Genomic DNA, 20,332 nt, shown 5'->3' on the forward strand with positions numbered 1-20,332 from the left:
GGAGGGATGGCTGGGTGTCCCTTTCTTTTGCATAAGATCGAACCTGGGTAAAACGCTGGAATTTGACGGAACAGAGCCGCTGCGGGTGTTGTGTGCAACGGATCGGTAATCGGGTGTGGTGTTTGCGATACGCTCTGATATGATGGAGCACATCGCAAAAAGTTCAGATTTGCAAACACAGCTTGCGCTGCGCATCGCGCTATGCTAACGCATATAAAAGAATTTTTCGAGTGCTTTTCCCAATTTTGGTCAATTCAAGCGTCCCCTTTTACATTTATGTCGTCCGTTGAAACAAAAGACAGTGCCCGTCTGGAATCAGAAATGCGTCAGATCCGGCGCGGCTGCGATGAGCTCCTGGTGGAATCCGAATTCTCCAGAAAGCTGGCGCGCAGCCACGAAAGCGGCAAGCCGCTGCGCATCAAGCTGGGCCTGGATCCCACCGCGCCCGATATTCACCTGGGGCATACCGTCGTCCTGAACAAGATGCGGCAACTGCAGGATCTCGGCCACCAGGTCATTTTCCTGATCGGCGACTTTACCTCCATGATCGGCGATCCCAGCGGTCGCAACTCGACGCGCCCGCCCCTGACGCCGGAGCAAGTCCAGGAAAACGCCAAGACCTACTACGCGCAGGCCAGCCTGGTGCTGGATCCCGAACGCACCGAAATCCGCTACAACTCCGAGTGGTGCGATCCCTTGGGCGCCCGCGGCATGATCCAGCTGGCGTCGCGCTATACGGTGGCGCGCATGATGGAGCGCGACGATTTCACCAAGCGCTTCAAGGGCGGCATTCCCATTTCCGTCCATGAGTTCCTGTATCCCCTGCTGCAGGGCTACGACTCGGTGGCGCTGAAATCCGATCTCGAACTGGGCGGCACCGACCAGAAGTTCAATCTGCTGGTCGGCCGCGAACTGCAGAAGGAATACGGCCAGGAGCCCCAGTGCGTCCTGACCATGCCGCTGCTGGAAGGCACCGATGGCGTCGAGAAAATGTCCAAGTCCAAGGGCAACTACATCGGCATCAGCGAAACGCCGGACTCCATGTTCGGCAAGCTGATGTCGATTTCCGATACCCTGATGTGGCGTTACTTCGAGCTGCTGTCGTTCCGCACTCTGGACGATATCGCCGCATTGCGCCGGCAGATCGAGCAGGGCATGAACCCGCGCGACGCCAAGGTGGCGCTGGCCCAGGAAATCGTGTCGCGCTTCCACAGCCGGAAAGCGGCGGAAGATGCGCTGGCGAGCTTCGAGGCGCGTTTCCGCCATGGCGAGCTGCCGGAGGACATCCCCGAAGTCTCCCTGGGCGCGGGCCCCATGGGCATTCTCAAAGTACTGCGCGAGTCGGGTCTCGTGTCTTCCGGCGCGGAAGGGCAGCGCAATGTGGAGCAGGGCGGCGTGCGCATCGATGGCGAGCGCATCGAGGACAAGGCGCTGCAACTCGGAGCCGGTCAATATGTCATACAGGTGGGCAAGCGCAAGTTTGCCAAGGTTCTGCTTAGCTAGGCCCTAGGGAAGCGCCGGCGGCTGCCGGGGCCATTCCTTTCAACAGGAGTCAATCATGAAACTGATCAGCCAGTCATTTGCCGACCAGGAGTTCATTCCGGAGAAAAACGCCTATGGGAAGCCGGACGGGCATGGAGGCGTGGCGCTGGCAGGCAACGCCAACCCGCATCTGGCCTGGACGGATGCGCCCGCGGGCACGCAGTCCTTCGTGATCGTGGTGCATGATCCCGATGTCCCCAGCAAGCCCGACGACGTCAATCAGCCTGGCCGCGAAGTGCCGGAAAGCCTGCCGCGCATCGATTTCTTCCACTGGCTGCTGGTCGACATCCCCAAGAACCTGACGCAGATCATCGAGGGTGCATTTTCCAGCGGCGTGACGCCGCGCGGCAAGGCGGGCCCGCTGACGCTGGACGGCATGCGCCAGGGCCTGAACGACTTCACCAAATGGTTCGCCGGCGACCACGACCTGAATGGCGACTACTTCGGCTATGACGGCCCGTGCCCGCCATGGAACGACTCCCTGGTGCACAGGTATGTGTTCACCCTCTACGCGCTGGATATTCCCGAACTGCCTCTGGAGGGCAAGTTCACCGGCCCCGATGTGCTGGCGGCCATCGGCGGGCACGTGCTCGGGCAGGCCAGCATCACGGGGCTGTATACGCTGAACCAGCGGCTGCGCTGATCCGCGCCGGCGGCAATTGAAGGCGATTGGCTCATGTTCAGCATGAGCAGATTGCATCCTGCCGCTGGTATGGCTGGCAGCCGATTCGCGCTAAAATGCCTCGTTTGCGGCCTTGCCGGGCGCACCGCTTTCTTCATTCTCCAGGAATATTGTCTATGTTTGACCGTTCACGCACGCTCGACCAGGTGGATCCCGATGTCTGGGCAGCCGTCCAGAAGGAAAACACCCGCCAGGAACAGCACATCGAGCTGATCGCCTCGGAAAACTACGCCAGCCCCGCCGTCATGCAGGCGCAGGGCACGCAACTGACCAACAAATATGCGGAAGGCTATCCCGGCAAGCGCTACTACGGCGGCTGCGAATACGTCGACATCGTCGAACAACTGGCCATTGATCGCCTGAAGGAAATCTTCGGCGCCGAAGCGGCCAACGTGCAGCCCAACTCGGGCTCGCAGGCCAACCAGGGCGTCTACATGGCCGTCCTGAAGCCGGGCGATACCGTCCTGGGCATGAGCCTCGCCGAAGGCGGCCACCTGACGCACGGCGCCTCGGTCAACGCCTCGGGCAAGCTGTACAACTTCGTTTCGTACGGCCTGGATGCCAACGAAGTGCTCGACTACGACCAGCTCGAACAACTGGCCAAAGAACACAAGCCCAAGCTGATCGTGGGCGGCGCTTCCGCCTACGCGCTGCACATCGACTTCGAGCGCATGGCCCGCATCGCGCGCGACAACGGCGCGCTGTTCATGGTCGATATCGCCCACTATGCAGGCCTGGTGGCCGGCGGCGCGTATCCCAATCCCGTGCCGCACGCCGACTTCGTCACTTCCACCACGCACAAGTCGCTGCGCGGTCCGCGCGGCGGCGTCATCATGATGAAGGCCGAGCACGAGAAGATCATCAACTCCGCCATTTTCCCGGGCATCCAGGGCGGCCCGCTGATGCACGTTATCGCCGCCAAGGCCGTCGCCTTCAAGGAAGCGCTGTCGCCGGAATTCAAACAGTACGCGCAGCAGGTCGTCAAGAATGCCGACGCGCTTGCGCGCACGCTGGTCGAGCGCGGCCTGCGCATTGTTTCCGGCCGCACCGAAAGCCACGTCATGCTGGTCGACCTGCGTTCCAAGGGCATCACCGGCAAGGAAGCCGAAGCCGTCCTGGGCCAGGCCCACATCACGGTCAACAAGAACGCCATCCCCAACGATCCGGAAAAGCCGTTCGTCACCAGCGGCATCCGTCTGGGTACGCCGGCCATGACCACGCGCGGTTTCACCGAAGCCGAGGCGCAGCTCACCGGCCACCTCATTGCCGACGTTCTCGACAATCCGCGCGACGAAGCTGTCATCGCCGATGTCCGCGGCCGCGTCAATGAGCTGACCGCGCGCCTTCCCGTTTATCGCTAAGAGGACGTAACGGGCTTCGCCGCAGGGTGAAGCCCGCATATTATGAAATGCCCCTTTTGTGGACACGCCGACACCCAGGTAATCGACTCTCGGGCTTCTGACGAGGGCGATCGCATTCGCCGGCGCAGGAAGTGCGTCAGTTGCGACCGGCGCTTCACGACCTACGAACGCGTCGAGCTGGTCATGCCGGCCATCGTCAAGCGCAACGGCACGCGAGTCGAATACAGTCCGGAAAAACTCAGGGGCAGCCTGTCGCTGGCGCTGCGCAAGCGGCCGGTCAGCACGGAGGCGGTCGACGCCGCAGCCATGCGCATCGAAGAACACCTGCTGTCCAGCGGGCTGCGCGAGGTCACGTCCGCCTACATCGGCGACCTGGTCATGAACGAACTCAAGCAGCTGGATCACGTGGCCTTCGTACGGTTCGCCTCGGTCTATAAAAGCTTCGAGCGCATCGAAGAATTCGTCAAGGCGATCGACGAAATCCAGGTCCCCAAGCCCTGACCGCGCGTCATGGATCAAAACCTTCAGGATCAGGCATGGATGCGGCAGGCCATCGAGCTCAGCCGCAGCGTTTTGTACGTAACGTCTCCCAATCCACGGGTGGGCTGCGTGATCGTGCGCGACGGCCATGTGCTGGCCAGCGGCGCCACGCAGCGCGCAGGCGGCCCGCATGCCGAAGTGGTGGCATTGCGTCAGGCGGCGCAGGCGGGAATCGATGTTTCAGGCGCCACGTTGTATGTCACGCTGGAGCCGTGCAGCCATCATGGCCGCACACCACCGTGCGCCGATGCCATTATCGAGGCGGGCATCGGCAGGGTCGTGGTCGCGTTGAAAGACCCCAATCCCCTGGTGGGGGGGCAAGGCATGGCCCGCCTGCGGCAGGCAGGCATCGAAACAGAGTCGGGTGTCTGCGCTGAAGAGGCGCTGGACATCAATCCCGGCTTCATGTCGCGCATGACATCAGGCATGCCGTGGGTGTGGCTGAAAACGGCCATCTCGTTGGACGGCCGAGTGGCGCTGCCGAACGGGCAGTCACAATGGATCACCAGCCAGCTGGCGCGCGACGACAGCCATCACTGGCGCGCGCGCAGCTGCATGGTGCTGACCGGCATCGGCACGCTGCTGGGCGATGACCCCAGCCTGACCGCGCGCGCCGTGCCGACTGAGCGCCAGCCTGTCCGCGCCGTGGTCGACACCCGTTTCCGCATTCCCGAGACGGCGCGTCTCCTGGACGGAGGGCCTGTCATCGTATTTACCGCGTCGGACGATCCCGCCAAGGCGGAGAGGCTGGCGCGGCGCAATGTCCGTGTAATCCGCATATCCGAGCTCAACGGCAGGGTGGATCTCGCCGAGATGATGCGCTGGATCGGACAGAATGCATTCAACGAGGTGCATGTCGAATCCGGCGGAAGGCTGGCGGGCGCTTTGCAGCAGGCTGGCCTGCTCGACGAGCTTCTGGTCTATGTGGCGCCCATACTGCTCGGCAGCGGCCTGCCGCTGGCGGCGCTGCCCCAGCTGGAAGCCCTGTCGCAGGCGTGCCGCTATGAATTCATCGAGCACGCCCAGGTGGGAACGGACATGCGGCTCAGGTTGCGCAGCGCGGAGCGCTGGCAGGTCCTGCGCCAGGCCGTGCTGGCAAGCTGATCCGCGAAACTGCCCAGGCCGGGCGCCGCGGATCATCACGATCAATCCATTTGTTTCAGGCAGGAACCACAGGACATGTTTACAGGCATTGTTTCATCGATCGGGGTCATTACGCATGTCGAGCCGCAGTCCCAGGGGGGAGAGCAGTCGGGCGTGCGCGTGCGCATACAGACGCGTGATTTTCCCTTGCAGAATGCGAAGCTGGGCGACTCGATCGCCGTGCAGGGCGCCTGCATGACCGCCGTCGAGCTTGGTCCGGACTATTTCGTCATCGACGTCTCGCGCGAAAGCCTGAACCGCACGGTCGGCCTGGATGCACCGGGAGAAGTCAATCTGGAGCACTCCCTGCGCTTGGGCGATTCACTGGACGGCCACCTGGTTTCCGGCCATGTCGATGGCGTGGGACAGGTCGTACATTTCGCGCCGGCAGGAGAGTCGTGGGACCTGCGCATCGATGCCCCCCTGGCCCTGGCGCCGTATCTTGCCTACAAGGGATCCGTCGCGGTCAATGGGGTCAGCCTGACCGTGAACCGGGTGGAAGACCATGCGCAGGGCTGCGTCTTTCGCATCAACCTGATCCCGCATACGGTGCAGGTGACGACGCTGAAACACCTGAAGGAAGGCGGCCGGGTCAACCTGGAGATCGACATGATCGCGCGCTACGTGGACCGCATGGCCAAGTTCCGTCGCCAGAGTGCCGGAGAAGGCGGCATTTGGTGATTCAGGACAAATCCATTCGGAATGCAGGGGTATACAATCAGGAATAGAGAGGTTTCCTCATTTTTCCTGGTGAATCGGTATGTTTCTTCACAATACGACGCTGTTGGTGATTTTTGTGGCAGGCATCATCCTGCTGTTGATCGGGTTCGGTTTTCGCGACCGAAATCCCGGGCTGATTCTGCTGGGAACCGGTTTTTTGGCGACCCTGTTCGTATTGATCAAGAAGGCCATCGATCTGTTCAGCTGATTTTTGCGTGTATGCGGCGCATGCATCCAGACAAAGCGTAAAGTTCTGCTATAATTATTGGCTTCGCTTGTGATGATATCTTAGGCAGCTAAGTTTTCATGAAAGGCAAGCGAGTCCCTATCAGGACAGGTGGCCGAGTGGTTGAAGGCGCACGCCTGGAAAGCGTGTATACGTGAATAGCGTATCGGGGGTTCGAATCCCCCTCTGTCCGCCAAAAATTCTAATAAAATCAATAGATTAAAAAGAAAGTATATCGCAAATTTAGCGCCCTGTTAGGCATGATTTCGAACAGAGAAAGCCGGCTGATTCAGCCGGCTTTTTGCTGTGCCCGGATTTTTTGCAGATATTGTGCTGCATTTCCCGCGCTGGCGCCGCCGCAGGGCGGCTTGCCACGCATTGGCCGATGAAGACTGTCGTATTGGCGCTGGAAAGGAATGCAGTAAGATTGACCGTGAAAGGAGGATCTGACCGATGGGGAATGAAAACAAGCGAGGACTTCTGGATAAGTTCTTCTTTCCCGTGGGGATCCAGCCCGTGTGCCCAAAATGCGGCCATCAGGGATTTATCGTGCTGCGCGACGACGCGGTGGTCAATGCGGACAAAGCGATTGCCATCGTGGCTTGCGCATCCAAAAGCTGCCATGCCGCAATCGGTATTCTTCCGGCTAGCGCAGTATGGGACGAATGACGCCATCGTCGCAGCGGAGCCCGACGTAATCGCGTATATTTCCGGTCCGCTCAGTTAATCAAGTTCAATCAGTACCTTATAGCGACCGGTCAGCCACCAGGGTCTCTCGCTGCCGGGATGAGCGCGTTCCCAGGATCCTTCCTCGCCTCCCGTATAGGTAAAGCCAAGGGTGGGATGAGGCGCAAGCACCAAGAGCGTAACGTGGTCTCCTTCGGGCCTCACGATGTCGATCATCAAGCCAAGAGTCACGATCACTACCAGAAAGCCGGCTAGGAATAGGTTTCTAAGACGCATGGTTGCTCTCGGAAGGGGGGAGAAGCAAGCATACACAAAGTAGTACTTGCGGGGAGGGGCAGCCAAAAGAAAAGCCGTCCCGGTGGACGATCAGGCGAATATCAGCGTGACTCTGGAACGGAGATGCCTTCCAGGTCCGGATATAGCTGCTGCATGTCCGGCAGAATCCGGCTGTCGCTCAAAGGGACGACATACCACTTTCCTTTGTCCATGAGCGCAAGCGCCGGGTACGTCAATTCCAGCCTGCGGCCGTCCTGTTCGAATGTCCGCGCATAGGGTAGAAAGGCATACTTTCTTCCTTCTCTTGTCACTCCAAACCGCACTTGATCGATGTCGTACTCGCCGGCAATGACCCGGATGCCGTTCTTCGCATCCTGATCCCGGCCAATCTGAGCCAGATCCGCTTTCGCCTCATCGAGAGGTTTTCCCATCTCCCTGGCGACTGCCTGCATCTTGCGCGGAGGCGTGAAAGCCATGATGCCCTCGATGTCCCGCGCGATCGTGGCCGTGAGCAGAGTCTGCATGGCTTTCTCAAGCCCCTCTCGCTCGCTCGGGGTCTGGGCGGATGACGTGCCAATGTTCAATGCCAATGCCATGATCAAACTGGTTATAAGGTGGCGCGTCATCAAATCTTCGATCCTGTTGCAGCTGATTGAGGAACGCATTGTAGGCTTTGGCGGAACGCTTGCGCCGGCGGCTGTTGTACTTGCTCAAGTGCTGCATCAGCAAACCGGCCGGCCAGCGCTTTCTCCACCATGATAATCCCGCGACGTACAATGCCTTCTCGATTGCAAATGGAGTGGTGATCATGCGCAAAACCGGAATAACAGTTGCAGCCATGCTGGTGGCGGGGTGCACCGCTGCGGACCAAAACTCCACGGCCGTCGGCATGCCTAATCCAGCATCCGCCTACTGCGTTGAAATTGGCGGGACTCTTGCGCTGGAAAACCGGGAGGGAGGGCAGGTCGGAATCTGCACGTTTCCCGACGGCGAAAGAGTCGAGGAGTGGGAGCTGTTCAGGCGCGATCATCCCACAGACAGCGCGTGATGGATTTCACCTGCAGCGTCCGCCGGACGATATCCGTGACAAAATATTGAGCAAGTTCGGTCAAGTCCGGCGCCGGGCACTCTTGGTATGCGTCTCTTCGAAAGCCTGGCTGTGTCCGGACGGCGTTTGTTCTTGAGAAAACGTATCCGGATTTGATCGCTGTTTTCCTCGGGATCCTGCCATTTGTATGCATGTTATCCTGCTTTCATGAGTTGTGACGGAGAGGCTCTGGCCTTTGGGCCAGGGCTCTTCACTAAGCGAAGGAGGCACGATGGCAGAAAATGATCTGGAAGATTTAGTGCGGAAAATCGTCGGCGAATGGGGCGACAGGCAATCCGCCGAGTCGGTATTGACGCTGGATGGAGAGGCTGACCGGCTCGCCCTGTCAGGCCGGCTTGAGTCCAGGCTCCGGGAGTGCTTTCCAGACTCCATAGTGACGGCTGCGCCGTACTCGACTCACGAAATCAAGATTGCCAAGAGAAGCAAATGCCCTGAATAATTGCCTGGCCCAATTTCGCGTTGCGCTACGATGCGGCGGCCTTGCCGGAAGGGTTTCCTGTTTCCACCGGCATTTCTGCATGCGCGCACCATTCGCTCCATGACCCAGGGTACAGTACGGCATCTGGCAATCCCGCCAATTTCATGGACAGCAGGTTGTGGCATGCAGTAATGCCCGACCCGCATTGACTGATAACGGGACGCTTTCCGTCGATGATTGATAGAAACTCAGCGGCCAGCAGCGTCGGCGCTTTGAAGTTTCCATCCTCGTCCAGATTATCCATGAAAAACCGATTCATGGCGCCGGGGATGTGACCCGCAACCGGATCCATGTTTTCGTTCTCGCCGCGAAAACGGTCGGGGCTTCGGGCATCGAGAATAATTGCGCTACCTGCGCGGCAGTGTTGCAAGACTCCTTCTCTCGTGATGGTGTGCATTCTTGGCGCGCGTTGCGAAAAGCTGCCTGGCAAGGGGTGATCGGGAGCGGTATGGCTGACAGGCAGGTCGTGCGCCAGCCATGCCGAGAAGCCTCCATCCAGAACCGCCGAGGCGCGGTGGCCGAGCCAATGCAATAGCCACCACGCCCTTGCGGCGAACATGCCGCCAGAACGATCATAGATAACGATTTGCGTATCGTTATCCGCCCCCAGACTGGCTAGATGCGTGGTCAATGTACCAGCGTCTGGCAAAGGGTGGCGACCACGGCCTTCCCCAGGTTCGGAGCTCAGTATCTGCTCGGCGTGGATATAGTAGGCTCCGGGTATGTGTGCCTGTTCATAAGCAAGTTGGCCGGCTGCCGGATCGGATAGCTCGAAACTGCTGTCCAGGATCAATACACGTCGAGTACCGTCATTGAGTAAATGATAAAGCGCTTGCGCCGATATGATAGTGTCCCAATAGCCGGGCGTCGACAAATCCGGGGGAGTGTTCTGCGTCTGCATGATAGGCTTTGTCTTTCAGGTTAAGGCGGTTAGTTGATGGGGCCGATTCCTGCTTCCGCCCCTGCTTTTTTCCATTTGGCAAGTTCGGAAGCAACGAATTTGGAAAACTCGTTGGGCGAACTGTGTACCGGAGTGGCTCCCGAGCTTTCGATGGAGTCAATAACTTCTGGATCATGAAGCGCTGCTCCAACGGCGCTGTTGAGCTTCTCGATAATCGTGCGGGGGGTGCCTGCCGGAGCGAACAAGCCCGTCCAACTGGTGAATACCACACTGGGGTAGCCCGCTTCCGCGGTGGTTGGAACATCTGGAAGCAGAGCGGCGCGCTGCGGAGAGGTGACCGCCAGCGCGCGGATCTGACCTGATTTGATCAGGGCTGGAATGCTGGGTACGGATGGAGAGGCTAGTGTCGCCTCGTTTGATGCGACCGCCACTACCGCTTCCATGGGACTGCGGTATGGAACATGCAGCATGTCGATCTTTCCGGCCAAGCGTAGAAGTTCGATTGTGAAGCGCGAGCCGCTGCCATTGCCTGCCGATGCATAAGATAATTTGCCAGGCTCGGCCTTTGCCTTATCCACCAGGTCTTGCACGGTGTTGATACCGGAAGCGGAATTGACGACCAGGGCCAGCGGCGAGTCATTGATCTGGGAGATCGGCTCAAAGCCTTTGACGGGATCGTAAGATAAGTTCTTTTCCGTCACGGAGAGCAGTCCGTGGGTGCTTACGGAGCCGATCAGCAGGGTGTATCCATCCGGATTGGCTGTCGCTACCGCCTGCGCACCAATGATGCCGCTGGCGCCAGGACGGTTTATGACGACTACGCTCTGCTCCAATTGCTTGCTCAAGGATTTGCTAAGCACCCGAGCCATGATGTCAGCGACTGACCCTGGCGATTGCGGCACGATAATTTGAACAGCATGTTTTGGATAAGCCGGGTCGGCGTATGCCCAACCGCTCAAAATGCCGCTGCAGATGAAGCCGATCGCGATGCGCTTGAATGTTCGTGTGTAGTGGTTCATTAGTGTCTCCTCCGGCCTGCCTGTTTATGGCCCGCCTGTTTATTCACTGACAGCAATTTTTTTTTGAGTATGGATTTACCTTTCGATGCTAGGCCTGTGCGTTTATCTCGGCGTCGACCCAATTCCGAGGCCATTCCCGTTTTGCGATCTGATCCGCCCAGACCATTTCAAGACGATGCTGTGCTTCTGCCTTCTCGATGACCATGGCTGCATCTTCCCGCGGCAAAATGATGACTCCGTCTTCGTCCCCAACGACCAAATCGCCCGGAGTGACCGAGACTCCTCCGGCAACGATGGGATGGCCGATTTCGCCGGGACCGCTTTTCCATGGGCCGTTTGGTGTTACTCCACGGGCATAGACAGGTATAGGCAGGGAAGCCAAGCCCTTACGGTCACGAATTGCCCCGTTGATGATGATGGCGGCTATGCCTCTGCTGGCACCGTAACGACCCATCATTTCTCCCAGGATCGCAGTTTCATCCGCGCCACCCGCGTCGCAAATGACGACATCGCCAGGAAGGGCGATGTCGAGCGCCTTATGCAAAAACAGGTTGTCTCCCGGCCTGACTTTGACTGTCAGCGCGGGGCCGGCAAAACCGAGCGCTGTTTTGGAGTAGTTGTCGAAGCCTGCGGAAAAACAAAATAGACGATTGCTGACGTCTCCGATGACGGCGACGGGGATTGCTGCCGCCTTGCTGACGACATCAGCAGAAATGCGCTGGAACTCTGTATTAATACGCCATCCTGGGGTTGCATTCTTGTTGCTTTCGATAGTGTGGGCTGCTTGTTGCTTGGTCATGCTGTCCTCCTGAGTGTCAATACTCGAGGATTCTACGTAAGCCAAACAATTTAAAAAAGCGAATTAAATAGATAGTAAAATATCTAATAAACGAATTAATTGGATTCATGACACTATGACCCTGAAGCAGTTGGAAGCCTTTTATTGGGCAGCGACATGCGATAGTTTTTCCATTGCCGCCTCGCGTTTGCATTTATCCCAGTCCTCGCTGTCGAAGCGTATCGTCGAACTTGAGGAAAGCTTGGGAAAGCCTCTGTTCGACCGTACTCTCAGGCGTTCGCAACTGACAGTCGAAGGGCGAGCGCTATTGCCTCATGCTCGCCAATTGCTTGCCCACGCCGAGCAAGTTGCGTCAATGATCAAGGCTGAAGAGAACTTGCGCGGTGTGTGCAGGTTTGGCGTTGGAGAGATAGCCGCTTCGTCTTGGCTGCCCAGATTCGTCTCGCACGTAAAACAGCAGTTCCCAGCGCTATCGCTGGAACCTTATGTAGAGCTAGGGCAAAACCTGGAAGCCAAATTGATTGCCGGCGAAGTAGATTTCGCAATGATTGCCATGCAATCTGTCCATTCGCAATTGAGTTCGCAGCGTCTGGTGCAGGTGGAGTTCGTCTGGGCTGCCGCATCTGCCATCACCTCCGATGGCGACTATGCGGAGGATCTTCTGAAGGATTTTCCGATTATCAGCCTGGATAAGAGCGCAGGAACCAGGCGTATTCTGGATTGCTGGCTTAAGGACCAGCAGCGTAAACATCTGCCCATCATTACAAGCAATAACCTCTCTACCATGGCTGGTCTTGCCGCTGCTGGACTGGGTATCAGCTACTTTCCGAAAGGTTGGCTTCAGCCTTTGATAAAAAAGGGCATCCTACGTGTTTTGCCTAGCAGGACACCTTTGCAGGGATTGGACTACTACTTTCACTGGCGTACTGACGACATACGCCCATATATCAGCAAGCTGCGGGATCTAATGGCTAGCGATGCGGACTACACAACATCGCTATTGCAACTGTAAGAGGACGATGCATCTAGTGCCGCGCACTAGATGCATCGAGCCGCTTAGCCGATGGTCATCAGGCTCGCATTGCCCCCTGCGGCGGCGGTATTCACGCTAAGGGCGCGTTCGATCAGCAACCTGTCCAGCGGTACGTCGCGCTCGCCGCGGCTCAGGCCGTGCACGCTGACGATGGCGCCCGGGCGCTGGGCGACCTGCTTGCAGACATCGCGCAACTGGTCGGAGTCGCCATGGTGCAGTACAGCTTCGATATCGATATCGGCCGCTTGCCAGTCAGGCACCACACGCATGCGCGCCTGAGTCTTGGCAGGCAGTGATGCGTAGACTTCGCGGCTGCCTTCGGGGAGCAGGGCTTCGGCGCCGACGGCCAGGCAGGCGGCGATCTGGGTCAGAAGGTCGGCCCGGCCTTCCGCGAGACACAGCACGCTTGTACGCGGCAGCAGCGAATACGTGTTGCGCTCGCCCGTGGGGCCGGCAAGTTCGAGTATCAGGCCGCTGAGCGCCTGGCGTGCGAATCGCTCGCAGCTCTGCGTCAGATCCGCGTCGTGCGCTTGCGCCCACTCGCGCAAGGCGGTGAAGGCCGCCGACTGCACTTCGGGCAGGGCAGGAGTCCGCACGGCTTCGGGCTCGGCTTGCAGGTGCGACACAACCGCATCGGCAGGCCTGGCCGACAGCAGACGGTACATATAGAGCGGTCCGCCGGCCTTGGGGCCAGTGCCGGACAGGCCTTCGCCGCCGAAAGGCTGCACGCCCACCACGGCGCCGACGATATTGCGGTTGACGTACAGATTGCCCACATGAGCGGCGTCGACGACCTGTGCGATGGTTTCGTCGATGCGCGTGTGCACGCCCAGCGTCAGCCCGTAGCCGCTGGCGTTGATCTGCTCCAGCAACTGGGGCAGGTCTTCACGGCGGTAGCGCACGACGTGCAGTACCGGACCGAAGACTTCGCGCTCGAGTTCGGCGATTTCGTTCAGCTCGATGAGCGTTGGCGTCACGAACGTGCCTGCCTTGGCAGCGGCGCCATCAGTGCGGGCCAGGCGGTGCACTTTGTGGCCGCTCTCGCGCATCTTCTGGATGTGCTTCTCGATGTTGGCGCGGGCCTCTTCATCGATGACGGGGCCGATATCGGTCGTCAGCCTGTCGGTGTTGCCCAGCACATACTCTTTCATCGCACCCTTGAGCATGGCCAGGGTGCGGTCGGCGACGTCCTCCTGCACGCAAAGCAGGCGCAAGGCCGAACAGCGCTGGCCGGCGCTGTCGAAGGCGGAGGCGATGACATCGACCACCACCTGTTCGGCCAGGGCGGACGAATCGACGATCATCGCATTCATGCCGCCTGTTTCGGCGATCAGGGGGATTGCCCGGCCCTGGGCGTCCAGGCGGCCGGCGATGCTGCGCTGGAGAATGCGCGCGACTTCCGTGGAGCCGGTGAACATGACGCCGCGCACGCGCTCGTCGGCGACCAGGCGCGCGCCTACGGTTTCTCCCCGGCCGGGCAGCAGTTGCACCGCGCCGGCAGGCACACCTGCTTCCAGCAGGATGCGGATCCCCTGGACGGCGATCAGCGGGGTCTGCTCGGCGGGCTTGGCCAGCACGGTATTGCCTGCCGCCAGCGCGGCCGAGATCTGGCCGGTGAAAATCGCCAGCGGGAAGTTCCAGGGGCTGATGCACACAACGGGCCCCAGGGGACGGTGGGTATCGTTGGAGAAGTGCTTGCGCGCCTGCATGGCGTAATAGCGCAGGAAGTCCACAGCCTCGCGGACTTCCGCGATGGCGTTGGCAAAGGTCTTGCCGGCTTCGCGCACCAGTATGCCCATCAGCGGCTGCATCTCGCTTTCCATCAGGTTGGCGGCGCGCTCGAGGATGGCAGCGCGTTCGTCGGGCCTGGTCGATTGCCAGATGGGAGCGGCCGCCATGGCGCAATCGAGCGCGTTGTCGACGTCCTGGAGTGTCGCTTCGACCACAGTGCCGACCTGGTCGCTGTGATCGGCCGGATTCAGCACGGGTTGCGCGGCGGCGCTTTCATCGCGCGCGCAGCCCAGCATCGGCGCGGCCTCGAGATTTGCCTGGGCGCTGGTCAGCAGGGCGGAGGACAGCGATGCCAGCCTGTGCTCGTTGGAGAGGTCGAGTCCCTGGGAGTTGACGCGTGCGTCGCCGTACAGGCGGGACGGCAGCGGAATGCGCGGATGCGGCAGGCCCAGCCGGCCTTCCTGGCGGGCCATTTCCTCGATCTGGTCGACGGGGTCGCGCACCAGGTCTTGCAGCGAGATGCTCTTGTCTGCGATGCGATTGACGAACGAGGTATTGGCGCCGTTTTCCAGCAGCCTGCGCACCAGGTAGGCCAGCAGCGTTTCGTGACTGCCGACGGGCGCGTAAACGCGGCAGGGGCGGCCATATTTGCCTTTGCCGATTTCGCCCACGATCTGTTCGTACAGCGGTTCTCCCATGCCGTGCAGGCACTGGAACTCATACTGCCCGGGATAGTAGTTGCGGCCCGCCATGTGATAGATGGCGGCCAGGCTGTAGGCGTTGTGCGTGGCGAACTGGGGGTAGATGGCCTCGGGCGCGGCGAGCAGCTTGCGGGCGCAGGCGAGGTAGGACACATCGGTATAGGGCTTGCGCGTATAGACGGGGTAGCCTTCCAGGCCGTTGACCTGCGCCATCTTGATTTCGCTGTCCCAGTATGCGCCCTTGACCAGGCGGATCATCAGGCGGTGGCGGCTGCGCCGTGCCAGGTCGATGACATAGTCGATGACGTAGGGACAGCGCTTCTGGTAGGCCTGGATGACGAAGCCGATGCCGTTCCAGCCCGCGAGCTCGGGCTCGAAGCACAGGCGTTCGAGCAGGTCGAGGGAGATTTCCAGGCGGTCGGCTTCTTCGGCGTCGATGTTCAGGCCGATATCGTAGGACTTGGCCAGCAGCGTAAGCGAGAGCACCACGGGGTAGAGTTCGTCCATGACGCGATCGTGCTGCGCGCGGCTGTAGCGCGGATGCAGCGCGGACAGCTTGATGGACAGGCCAGGCCCTTGATAGATGCCGCGGCCGGCCGATGCGCGGCCGATGGCGTGAATGGCCTGCTCATAGGAAGCCAGGTAGCGCTTGGCGTCCTCTTCCGTGAGCGCCGCTTCGCCCAGCATGTCGTAGGAATAGCTGAAGCCGCGCGCTTCCATCTTGGAGGCGTTGGCCAGCGCTTCGGCGATGGTTTCTCCAGTGACGAACTGCTCGCCCATGAGGCGCATCGCCATGTCCACGCCTTTGCGGATGACAGGCTCGCCGCTTTTGGCGATGAGGCGGTTCAGGGCGCTCGACAGGCCTTTTTCGGTGTGCGTCGATACCAGGCGGCCGGTGATCAGCAGTCCCCAGGATGCGGCGTTGACGAACATGGACGGGCTTTGGCCGAGGTGTTGGTCCCACTTTCCGTTGCTGATTTTGTCGCGGATGAGTGCATCGCGAGTGCCTTTGTCCGGGATGCGAAGCAAGGCTTCGGCCATGCACATGAGGGCGACGCCCTCCTGGGACGATAGAGAGAACTCCTGCAGCAAGCCTTGCACCAGGCCCTGCCGCCCGCCGGTGTTTTTCTGCTTGCGCAGCGTTTCGGTAAGCGATATGGCCATCTTGTGCGCAGCATCGGCGACGTCCGGCGCCAGCCGGGCCTGTTCAGCCAGCATGGGCAGCAGCTCGGGCTCGGGGCGGCGGTAAGCCGCGGTGATGGCGGCGCGCAGCACCGACTGCGGCTGGGTGCTTTCGGCGAAATCGATGAAGGGCTGGTAGGGCTCGTTCGCGCCGGCTCCGGCCGGTGCGCCGTCGTCTTCGATGCCGGCAGCCGCGCTTGCCGCCGCGATTTCGGGCGGCGTCAGGCCGCGCTCGATCTGATCCAGGTAATTGAATATTGCCTGTTTGATGAGCCAGTGCGGAGTGCGTTCGATTTTCTGGGCGGCGGCCTTCAGGCGTTCGCGGGAGGCGTCGTCCAGTTTGACTCCAAGAGTAGTGCTGGCCATGGAGTATCTCCTAATGCAGGATCGTTAGTGTCGATAATGGCCCGCGTTGCGGGCCGTGTGGGATGTATCGTTGATTCAGTGCGCAGCCCCTCGCGAGGCCTGCGTTTACGCCCGGGCGTCCTGGTACTCCTGTTCGGATTTCTCGAAGCGCTGGACGATGCTGGCGCTGGGAGCGGCTCCCATCAGGCTGACCCCCACGATGCTCAGGGCGGCGAACAGGAAGCCGGGGATGATCTCGTACAGGCCCAGGCCGATGAATTCCTTCCATACGACCACGGTGACGGCTCCCACGATCATGCCGACCAGCGCGCCGTTGCGGGTCATGCGCTTCCAGATCACGGAAAGCAGGATGACGGGGCCGAACGAGGCGCCGAATCCGGCCCAGGCATAGGACACCAGGCCCAGCACTTTGCTGTCCGGGTTATAGGCGATGCCGATGGCAACCAGGGCCACGACGAGCACCATGATTCGGCCGACCCATACCAGTTCGCGCTGAGATGCGTGTTTGCGCAGGAAGGCTTTGTAGATGTCTTCAGTCAGTGCGCTGGAGCACACCAGGAGCTGGCAGCTCAGCGTACTCATGACTGCTGCCAGGATGGCGGACAGCACAATACCAGCAATCCACGGATTGAAGAGAATCTTGGTCAGCTCGATGAAGACGCGCTCGTTGTTTTCGGTGACCGGACCGGCCAGTCCGGGATTCTGGGCGAAATAGGCGATGCCGAAGAAGCCGACGCACACCGATCCAGCCAGGCACAGGAACATCCATGTCATGCCGATGCGGCGCGCCGCGGGGATGGTCTTGACCGAGTCAGCCGCCATGAAGCGCACCAGGATGTGGGGCTGGCCGAAATAGCCAAGCCCCCATCCCAGCAGCGAGATAATGGCCACGAATGACAGGCCGCGCGTCATGTCGAAGTTGGCGGGATTGACTTGCTCGATGGCCTGCATGGCGACGTCCCAGTTGCCGATGGACAGCACCACGAAGAGCGGTGTGAGCAGCAGGGCGAACAGCATCATGGCCGCCTGTACGGTATCGGTCCAGCTGATGGCCAGGAAGCCGCCGATAAGCACGTAGGAAACCGTCGCGGCCGCGCTGACCCAGATCGCGGTCTCGTATCCCAGGCCGAAGGTGCTTTCGAACAACCGCGCTCCGGCAACGATGCCCGAGGCGCAGTAAATGGTGAAAAAGAGCAGAATCACCAGGGACGAGAAAATGCGCAGCAGGCGGCTCTCATCCTCGAAACGGCCGGTGAAATAATCCGGCAGCGTCAGCGCGTTGTTGGTGTGTTCGGTATGCACGCGCAGCCGGCCGGCGACGAACAGCCAGTTCAGATAGGCTCCGATGAGCAGCCCGATGGCGATCCAGCTTTCGGAAATGCCCGCGAAATAAATGGCGCCGGGCAGGCCCATGAGCAGCCAGCCGCTCATGTCGGAGGCTCCGGCCGACAGCGCGGTGACCACGCTGCCCAGCCGCCGGCCGCCAAGAATATAGTCGGAGAAATTTTTGGTCGCAAAATAAGCGATCAGGCCGATCGCTACCATTGCAACGATATAGATCACGAATGTGACCATGGTTTCGTAGCTGGCGCCCATGGTATTGGTCCCTTGTGGAGGTCATTGTGGAAAGCCGTCTGGGTTGAGACGGCAGCGGGGTGTTTTTAACCGTTGCGATGACCTGGGTGCAACCGTAGTTACCCTAGGATTCAAAGAAAAGTTGCACCTTTTTTTGTAAAAGTTGTGCTTTGGTGCAACCCTTGCTGCGGAAATTGCCGGACTGATTGGATGGGGTCTGGGAACACCTCTTGCGTCATCCGATTTAAACTAGAGGGAAATCGACTCTCAATTTCATGGCGATCGTTCCTCGATTTGCCGTGGGATCCCGTTATATCTTCATAAGCATCCCTGAACACGAAAGGAGTTCCATTCCTCATGAATGCAGCCGACCCAAGCCCGACCCTGGAATCCAATGCCCCATCCTGGGTGCGCCATGCCCGCCTGAAGGAGTGGGTCAAGGAAATCGCCGCGCTGACCCAGCCCGAGCGTATCGAGTGGTGCGACGGCTCCCAGGAGGAATACGACAGGCTGTGCGATGCCATGGTGCAGGCGGGTACGCTGCGCAAGCTGAATCCGGCCAAGCGGCCCAATTCGTACCTGGCATGGTCGGATCCGGGCGACGTGGCGCGGGTCGAGGATCGCACCTTCATCTGCTGCGAGAAAGAAGAGGATGCGGGTCCCACGAACAACTGGGCGGCTCCCGAAGAAATGCGCGCAACCCTGAACGGCCTGTTCAAGGGCTGCATGCGCGGGCGCACGCTGTATGTCATTCCGTTTTCGATGGGCCCGCTGGGCTCGCCCATTGCGCACATCGGCGTGGAGCTCAGCGATTCGCCTTATGTGGTCGCCAACATGCGTCTCATGACGCGCATGGGCCGCAAGGTGTATGACGTGCTGGGCGAGAATGGCGATTTCGTGCCTTGCGTGCATTCGGTGGGCAAGCCGTTGCAAGAGGGCGAGGCCGATGTGTCCTGGCCCTGCAACGAAACCAAGTACATCGTGCATTACCCCGAAACCCGGGAAATCTGGTCCTTCGGCTCGGGCTACGGCGGCAATGCGCTGCTGGGCAAGAAATGCTTTGCGCTGCGCATCGCTTCCAGCATGGGCCGCAACGAAGGCTGGCTGGCCGAGCACATGCTCATTCTGGGAGTGACCACGCCGCAGGGAAAAAAGATGCACGTCGCGGCGGCATTCCCTTCGGCCTGCGGGAAAACCAATTTCGCCATGATGATTCCCCCCGCGACGCTGCCGGGCTGGAAGGTCACGACCATCGGCGACGACATCGCCTGGATCAAGCCCGGCGCCGACGGCAGGCTGCGCGCCATCAATCCCGAGGCCGGCTACTTCGGCGTCGCGCCCGGTACCAGCGAGAAAACCAATTTCAACTGCATGGCGTCACTGCGCGAGAACGTGCTGTTCACCAACGTGGCGCTGACGGATGACGGCGACGTGTGGTGGGAGGGCATGGGTCCGGCGCCCGAGCACTGCCTGGACTGGCAGGGCAAGGACTGGACGCCGGACTGCGGCCGCAAGGCGGCGCATCCCAATGCGCGCTTTACGGTGGCGGCCGAGCAGAACCCGGCCATCGATCCGGACTGGGACAACCCCGAAGGCGTGACGATCGATGCCTTCATTGTCGGCGGCCGACGCGCCGATACCGTGCCGCTGGTGACCGAGGCGCGCGATTGGGTCGAGGGCGTCTACATGGCGGCCACGCTTGGCTCGCAGACCACGGCGGCCGCTGCCGGCGCACAGGGCGTCGTGCGCCGCGATCCGTTCGCCATGCTGCCGTTCTGCGGCTACAACATGAGCGATTACTTCGCTCACTGGCTGGAGCTTGGCGAGCGCCTGCAGGCATCGGGCGCGACGCTGCCGCGCTTCTTCGCCGTCAACTGGTTCCAGACCGACGATGACGGTCGCTTCATCTGGCCGGGCTTTGGGGAAAACATGCGCGTGCTGAAGTGGATGCTGGAGCGCATCGAAGGCGTGGCCCAGGGCCAGGATACGCTGTTCGGCACGACGCCGCGCTACGAAGACATCACATGGACGGGCCTGGACCTGGACAAGGCGGCCTTCGAACGCGTGACGGCCGTTAATGCGCAGGCCTGGGAGAAGGAACTGGCGTCCCATGCGGAGCTGTTCGAAAAGCTGCAGCAAGGCCTGCCGGCGCAACTGCGCGATCACTGCCAGCGCCTGATGTCGCGCCTGGGCTGATCGTCCGGAGCAAGACTCCGCCTCGGCCGCAGACATTGGCATAAGAGGCGGATGGGAAGAATGAGG

The 20,332-nt window shown here is 60.4% G+C and carries 19 protein-coding genes and 1 tRNA gene; 12 read left to right on the plus strand and 8 right to left on the minus strand.

Translation table 11 applies throughout. The annotated features are described in order from the left end of the window. Positions 1 to 276 precede the first annotated feature (276 nt). The 8 genes from tyrS to EV686_RS08320 all read left to right on the plus strand — a co-directional run bounded on the left by tyrS (position 277) and on the right by EV686_RS08320 (position 6,410). Positions 277 to 1,503, plus strand: a complete 1,227-nt coding sequence (gene tyrS / locus EV686_RS08290) for a tyrosine--tRNA ligase (protein ID WP_132475502.1) — start codon at positions 277 to 279, stop codon at positions 1,501 to 1,503. A gap of 55 nt (positions 1,504 to 1,558) precedes the next feature. After that, complete coding sequence (locus EV686_RS08295; RefSeq protein WP_132475505.1) at positions 1,559 to 2,185, plus strand: YbhB/YbcL family Raf kinase inhibitor-like protein; 627 nt, start codon at positions 1,559 to 1,561, stop codon at positions 2,183 to 2,185. Between the two features lie 155 nt (positions 2,186 to 2,340). After that, positions 2,341 to 3,585 (plus strand): serine hydroxymethyltransferase, encoded by a 1,245-nt coding sequence (gene glyA / locus EV686_RS08300; protein WP_132475508.1) that lies wholly within the window; start codon positions 2,341 to 2,343, stop codon positions 3,583 to 3,585. A gap of 42 nt (positions 3,586 to 3,627) precedes the next feature. After that, the gene (gene nrdR, locus EV686_RS08305; protein WP_132475511.1) at positions 3,628 to 4,086 is read left to right on the plus strand and encodes a transcriptional regulator NrdR; all 459 of its coding nucleotides are present in this window, start codon (positions 3,628 to 3,630) and stop codon (positions 4,084 to 4,086) included. Between the two features lie 9 nt (positions 4,087 to 4,095). Next, on the plus strand, positions 4,096 to 5,229 hold the full coding sequence (gene ribD, locus EV686_RS08310; RefSeq protein ID WP_243650800.1) for a bifunctional diaminohydroxyphosphoribosylaminopyrimidine deaminase/5-amino-6-(5-phosphoribosylamino)uracil reductase RibD: 1,134 nt from the start codon (positions 4,096 to 4,098) through the stop codon (positions 5,227 to 5,229). A 75-nt stretch (positions 5,230 to 5,304) separates the two neighbouring features. Continuing rightward, a complete protein-coding gene (locus EV686_RS08315) occupies positions 5,305 to 5,949 on the plus strand; it encodes a riboflavin synthase (protein ID WP_132475514.1) in 645 nt (214 codons plus the stop codon). A gap of 79 nt (positions 5,950 to 6,028) precedes the next feature. Continuing rightward, complete coding sequence (locus EV686_RS18560) at positions 6,029 to 6,196, plus strand: hypothetical protein (protein ID WP_165972547.1); 168 nt, start codon at positions 6,029 to 6,031, stop codon at positions 6,194 to 6,196. Between the two features lie 123 nt (positions 6,197 to 6,319). Next, positions 6,320 to 6,410, plus strand: a tRNA-Ser gene (locus EV686_RS08320). A gap of 47 nt (positions 6,411 to 6,457) precedes the next feature. Here the strand turns inward: EV686_RS08320 and EV686_RS18565 are convergent. The 3 genes from EV686_RS18565 to EV686_RS18570 all read right to left on the minus strand — a co-directional run bounded on the left by EV686_RS18565 (position 6,458) and on the right by EV686_RS18570 (position 8,068). Then, complete coding sequence (locus EV686_RS18565) at positions 6,458 to 6,838, minus strand: hypothetical protein (RefSeq protein WP_165972548.1); 381 nt, start codon at positions 6,836 to 6,838, stop codon at positions 6,458 to 6,460. Between the two features lie 440 nt (positions 6,839 to 7,278). Further along, positions 7,279 to 7,806: a hypothetical protein gene (locus EV686_RS08330; RefSeq protein WP_132475520.1), complete on the minus strand. Its 528-nt coding sequence runs from the start codon at positions 7,804 to 7,806 to the stop codon at positions 7,279 to 7,281. Continuing rightward, positions 7,709 to 8,068: a hypothetical protein gene (locus tag EV686_RS18570; RefSeq protein ID WP_165972533.1), complete on the minus strand. Its 360-nt coding sequence runs from the start codon at positions 8,066 to 8,068 to the stop codon at positions 7,709 to 7,711. The genes EV686_RS08330 and EV686_RS18570 overlap by 98 nt, the downstream gene beginning before the upstream one ends. Between EV686_RS18570 and EV686_RS08335 the strand changes: the two genes are divergently transcribed. Continuing rightward, entirely contained in the window at positions 8,067 to 8,225 is a 159-nt protein-coding gene (locus EV686_RS08335) for a putative hemolysin (RefSeq protein ID WP_243650823.1), read from the plus strand. The two genes, EV686_RS18570 and EV686_RS08335, sit on opposite strands and share 2 nt — an antisense overlap. A gap of 271 nt (positions 8,226 to 8,496) precedes the next feature. Then, positions 8,497 to 8,724 carry a hypothetical protein gene (locus tag EV686_RS08340; protein WP_132475523.1) on the plus strand — a complete coding sequence of 76 codons (228 nt, stop codon included), beginning with the start codon at positions 8,497 to 8,499 and terminating at the stop codon, positions 8,722 to 8,724. 25 nt (positions 8,725 to 8,749) lie between these two features. On the opposite strand, the gene EV686_RS08345 is transcribed toward EV686_RS08340, so the two are convergent. The 3 genes from EV686_RS08345 to EV686_RS08355 form a co-directional block, all read right to left on the minus strand. Next, positions 8,750 to 9,664, minus strand: coding sequence for a sulfurtransferase (locus EV686_RS08345; RefSeq protein ID WP_132475526.1), 915 nt, complete (start codon positions 9,662 to 9,664; stop codon positions 8,750 to 8,752). Between the two features lie 29 nt (positions 9,665 to 9,693). Then, on the minus strand, positions 9,694 to 10,683 hold the full coding sequence (locus tag EV686_RS08350; protein WP_132475529.1) for a Bug family tripartite tricarboxylate transporter substrate binding protein: 990 nt from the start codon (positions 10,681 to 10,683) through the stop codon (positions 9,694 to 9,696). Positions 10,684 to 10,771: 88 nt separating this feature from the next. After that, positions 10,772 to 11,482: an RraA family protein gene (locus EV686_RS08355; protein ID WP_132475531.1), complete on the minus strand. Its 711-nt coding sequence runs from the start codon at positions 11,480 to 11,482 to the stop codon at positions 10,772 to 10,774. A 115-nt stretch (positions 11,483 to 11,597) separates the two neighbouring features. Between EV686_RS08355 and EV686_RS08360 the strand changes: the two genes are divergently transcribed. Beyond that, complete coding sequence (locus tag EV686_RS08360; protein ID WP_132475534.1) at positions 11,598 to 12,494, plus strand: LysR family transcriptional regulator; 897 nt, start codon at positions 11,598 to 11,600, stop codon at positions 12,492 to 12,494. Between the two features lie 44 nt (positions 12,495 to 12,538). On the opposite strand, the gene putA is transcribed toward EV686_RS08360, so the two are convergent. Next, on the minus strand, positions 12,539 to 16,495 hold the full coding sequence (putA, locus tag EV686_RS08365; RefSeq protein WP_132475537.1) for a trifunctional transcriptional regulator/proline dehydrogenase/L-glutamate gamma-semialdehyde dehydrogenase: 3,957 nt from the start codon (positions 16,493 to 16,495) through the stop codon (positions 12,539 to 12,541). 105 nt (positions 16,496 to 16,600) lie between these two features. After that, on the minus strand, positions 16,601 to 18,091 hold the full coding sequence (gene putP, locus EV686_RS08370) for a sodium/proline symporter PutP (RefSeq protein WP_132475540.1): 1,491 nt from the start codon (positions 18,089 to 18,091) through the stop codon (positions 16,601 to 16,603). A gap of 336 nt (positions 18,092 to 18,427) precedes the next feature. On the opposite strand from putP, the gene EV686_RS08375 reads away from it, so the two are divergent. Further along, a complete protein-coding gene (locus tag EV686_RS08375) occupies positions 18,428 to 20,266 on the plus strand; it encodes a phosphoenolpyruvate carboxykinase (GTP) (RefSeq protein WP_132475543.1) in 1,839 nt (612 codons plus the stop codon). The last annotated feature ends 66 nt before the right edge of the window (positions 20,267 to 20,332 follow it).

It is taken from the genome of Paracandidimonas soli, assembly GCF_004342005.1.
Lineage (GTDB): Bacteria > Pseudomonadota > Gammaproteobacteria > Burkholderiales > Burkholderiaceae_B > Paracandidimonas > Paracandidimonas soli.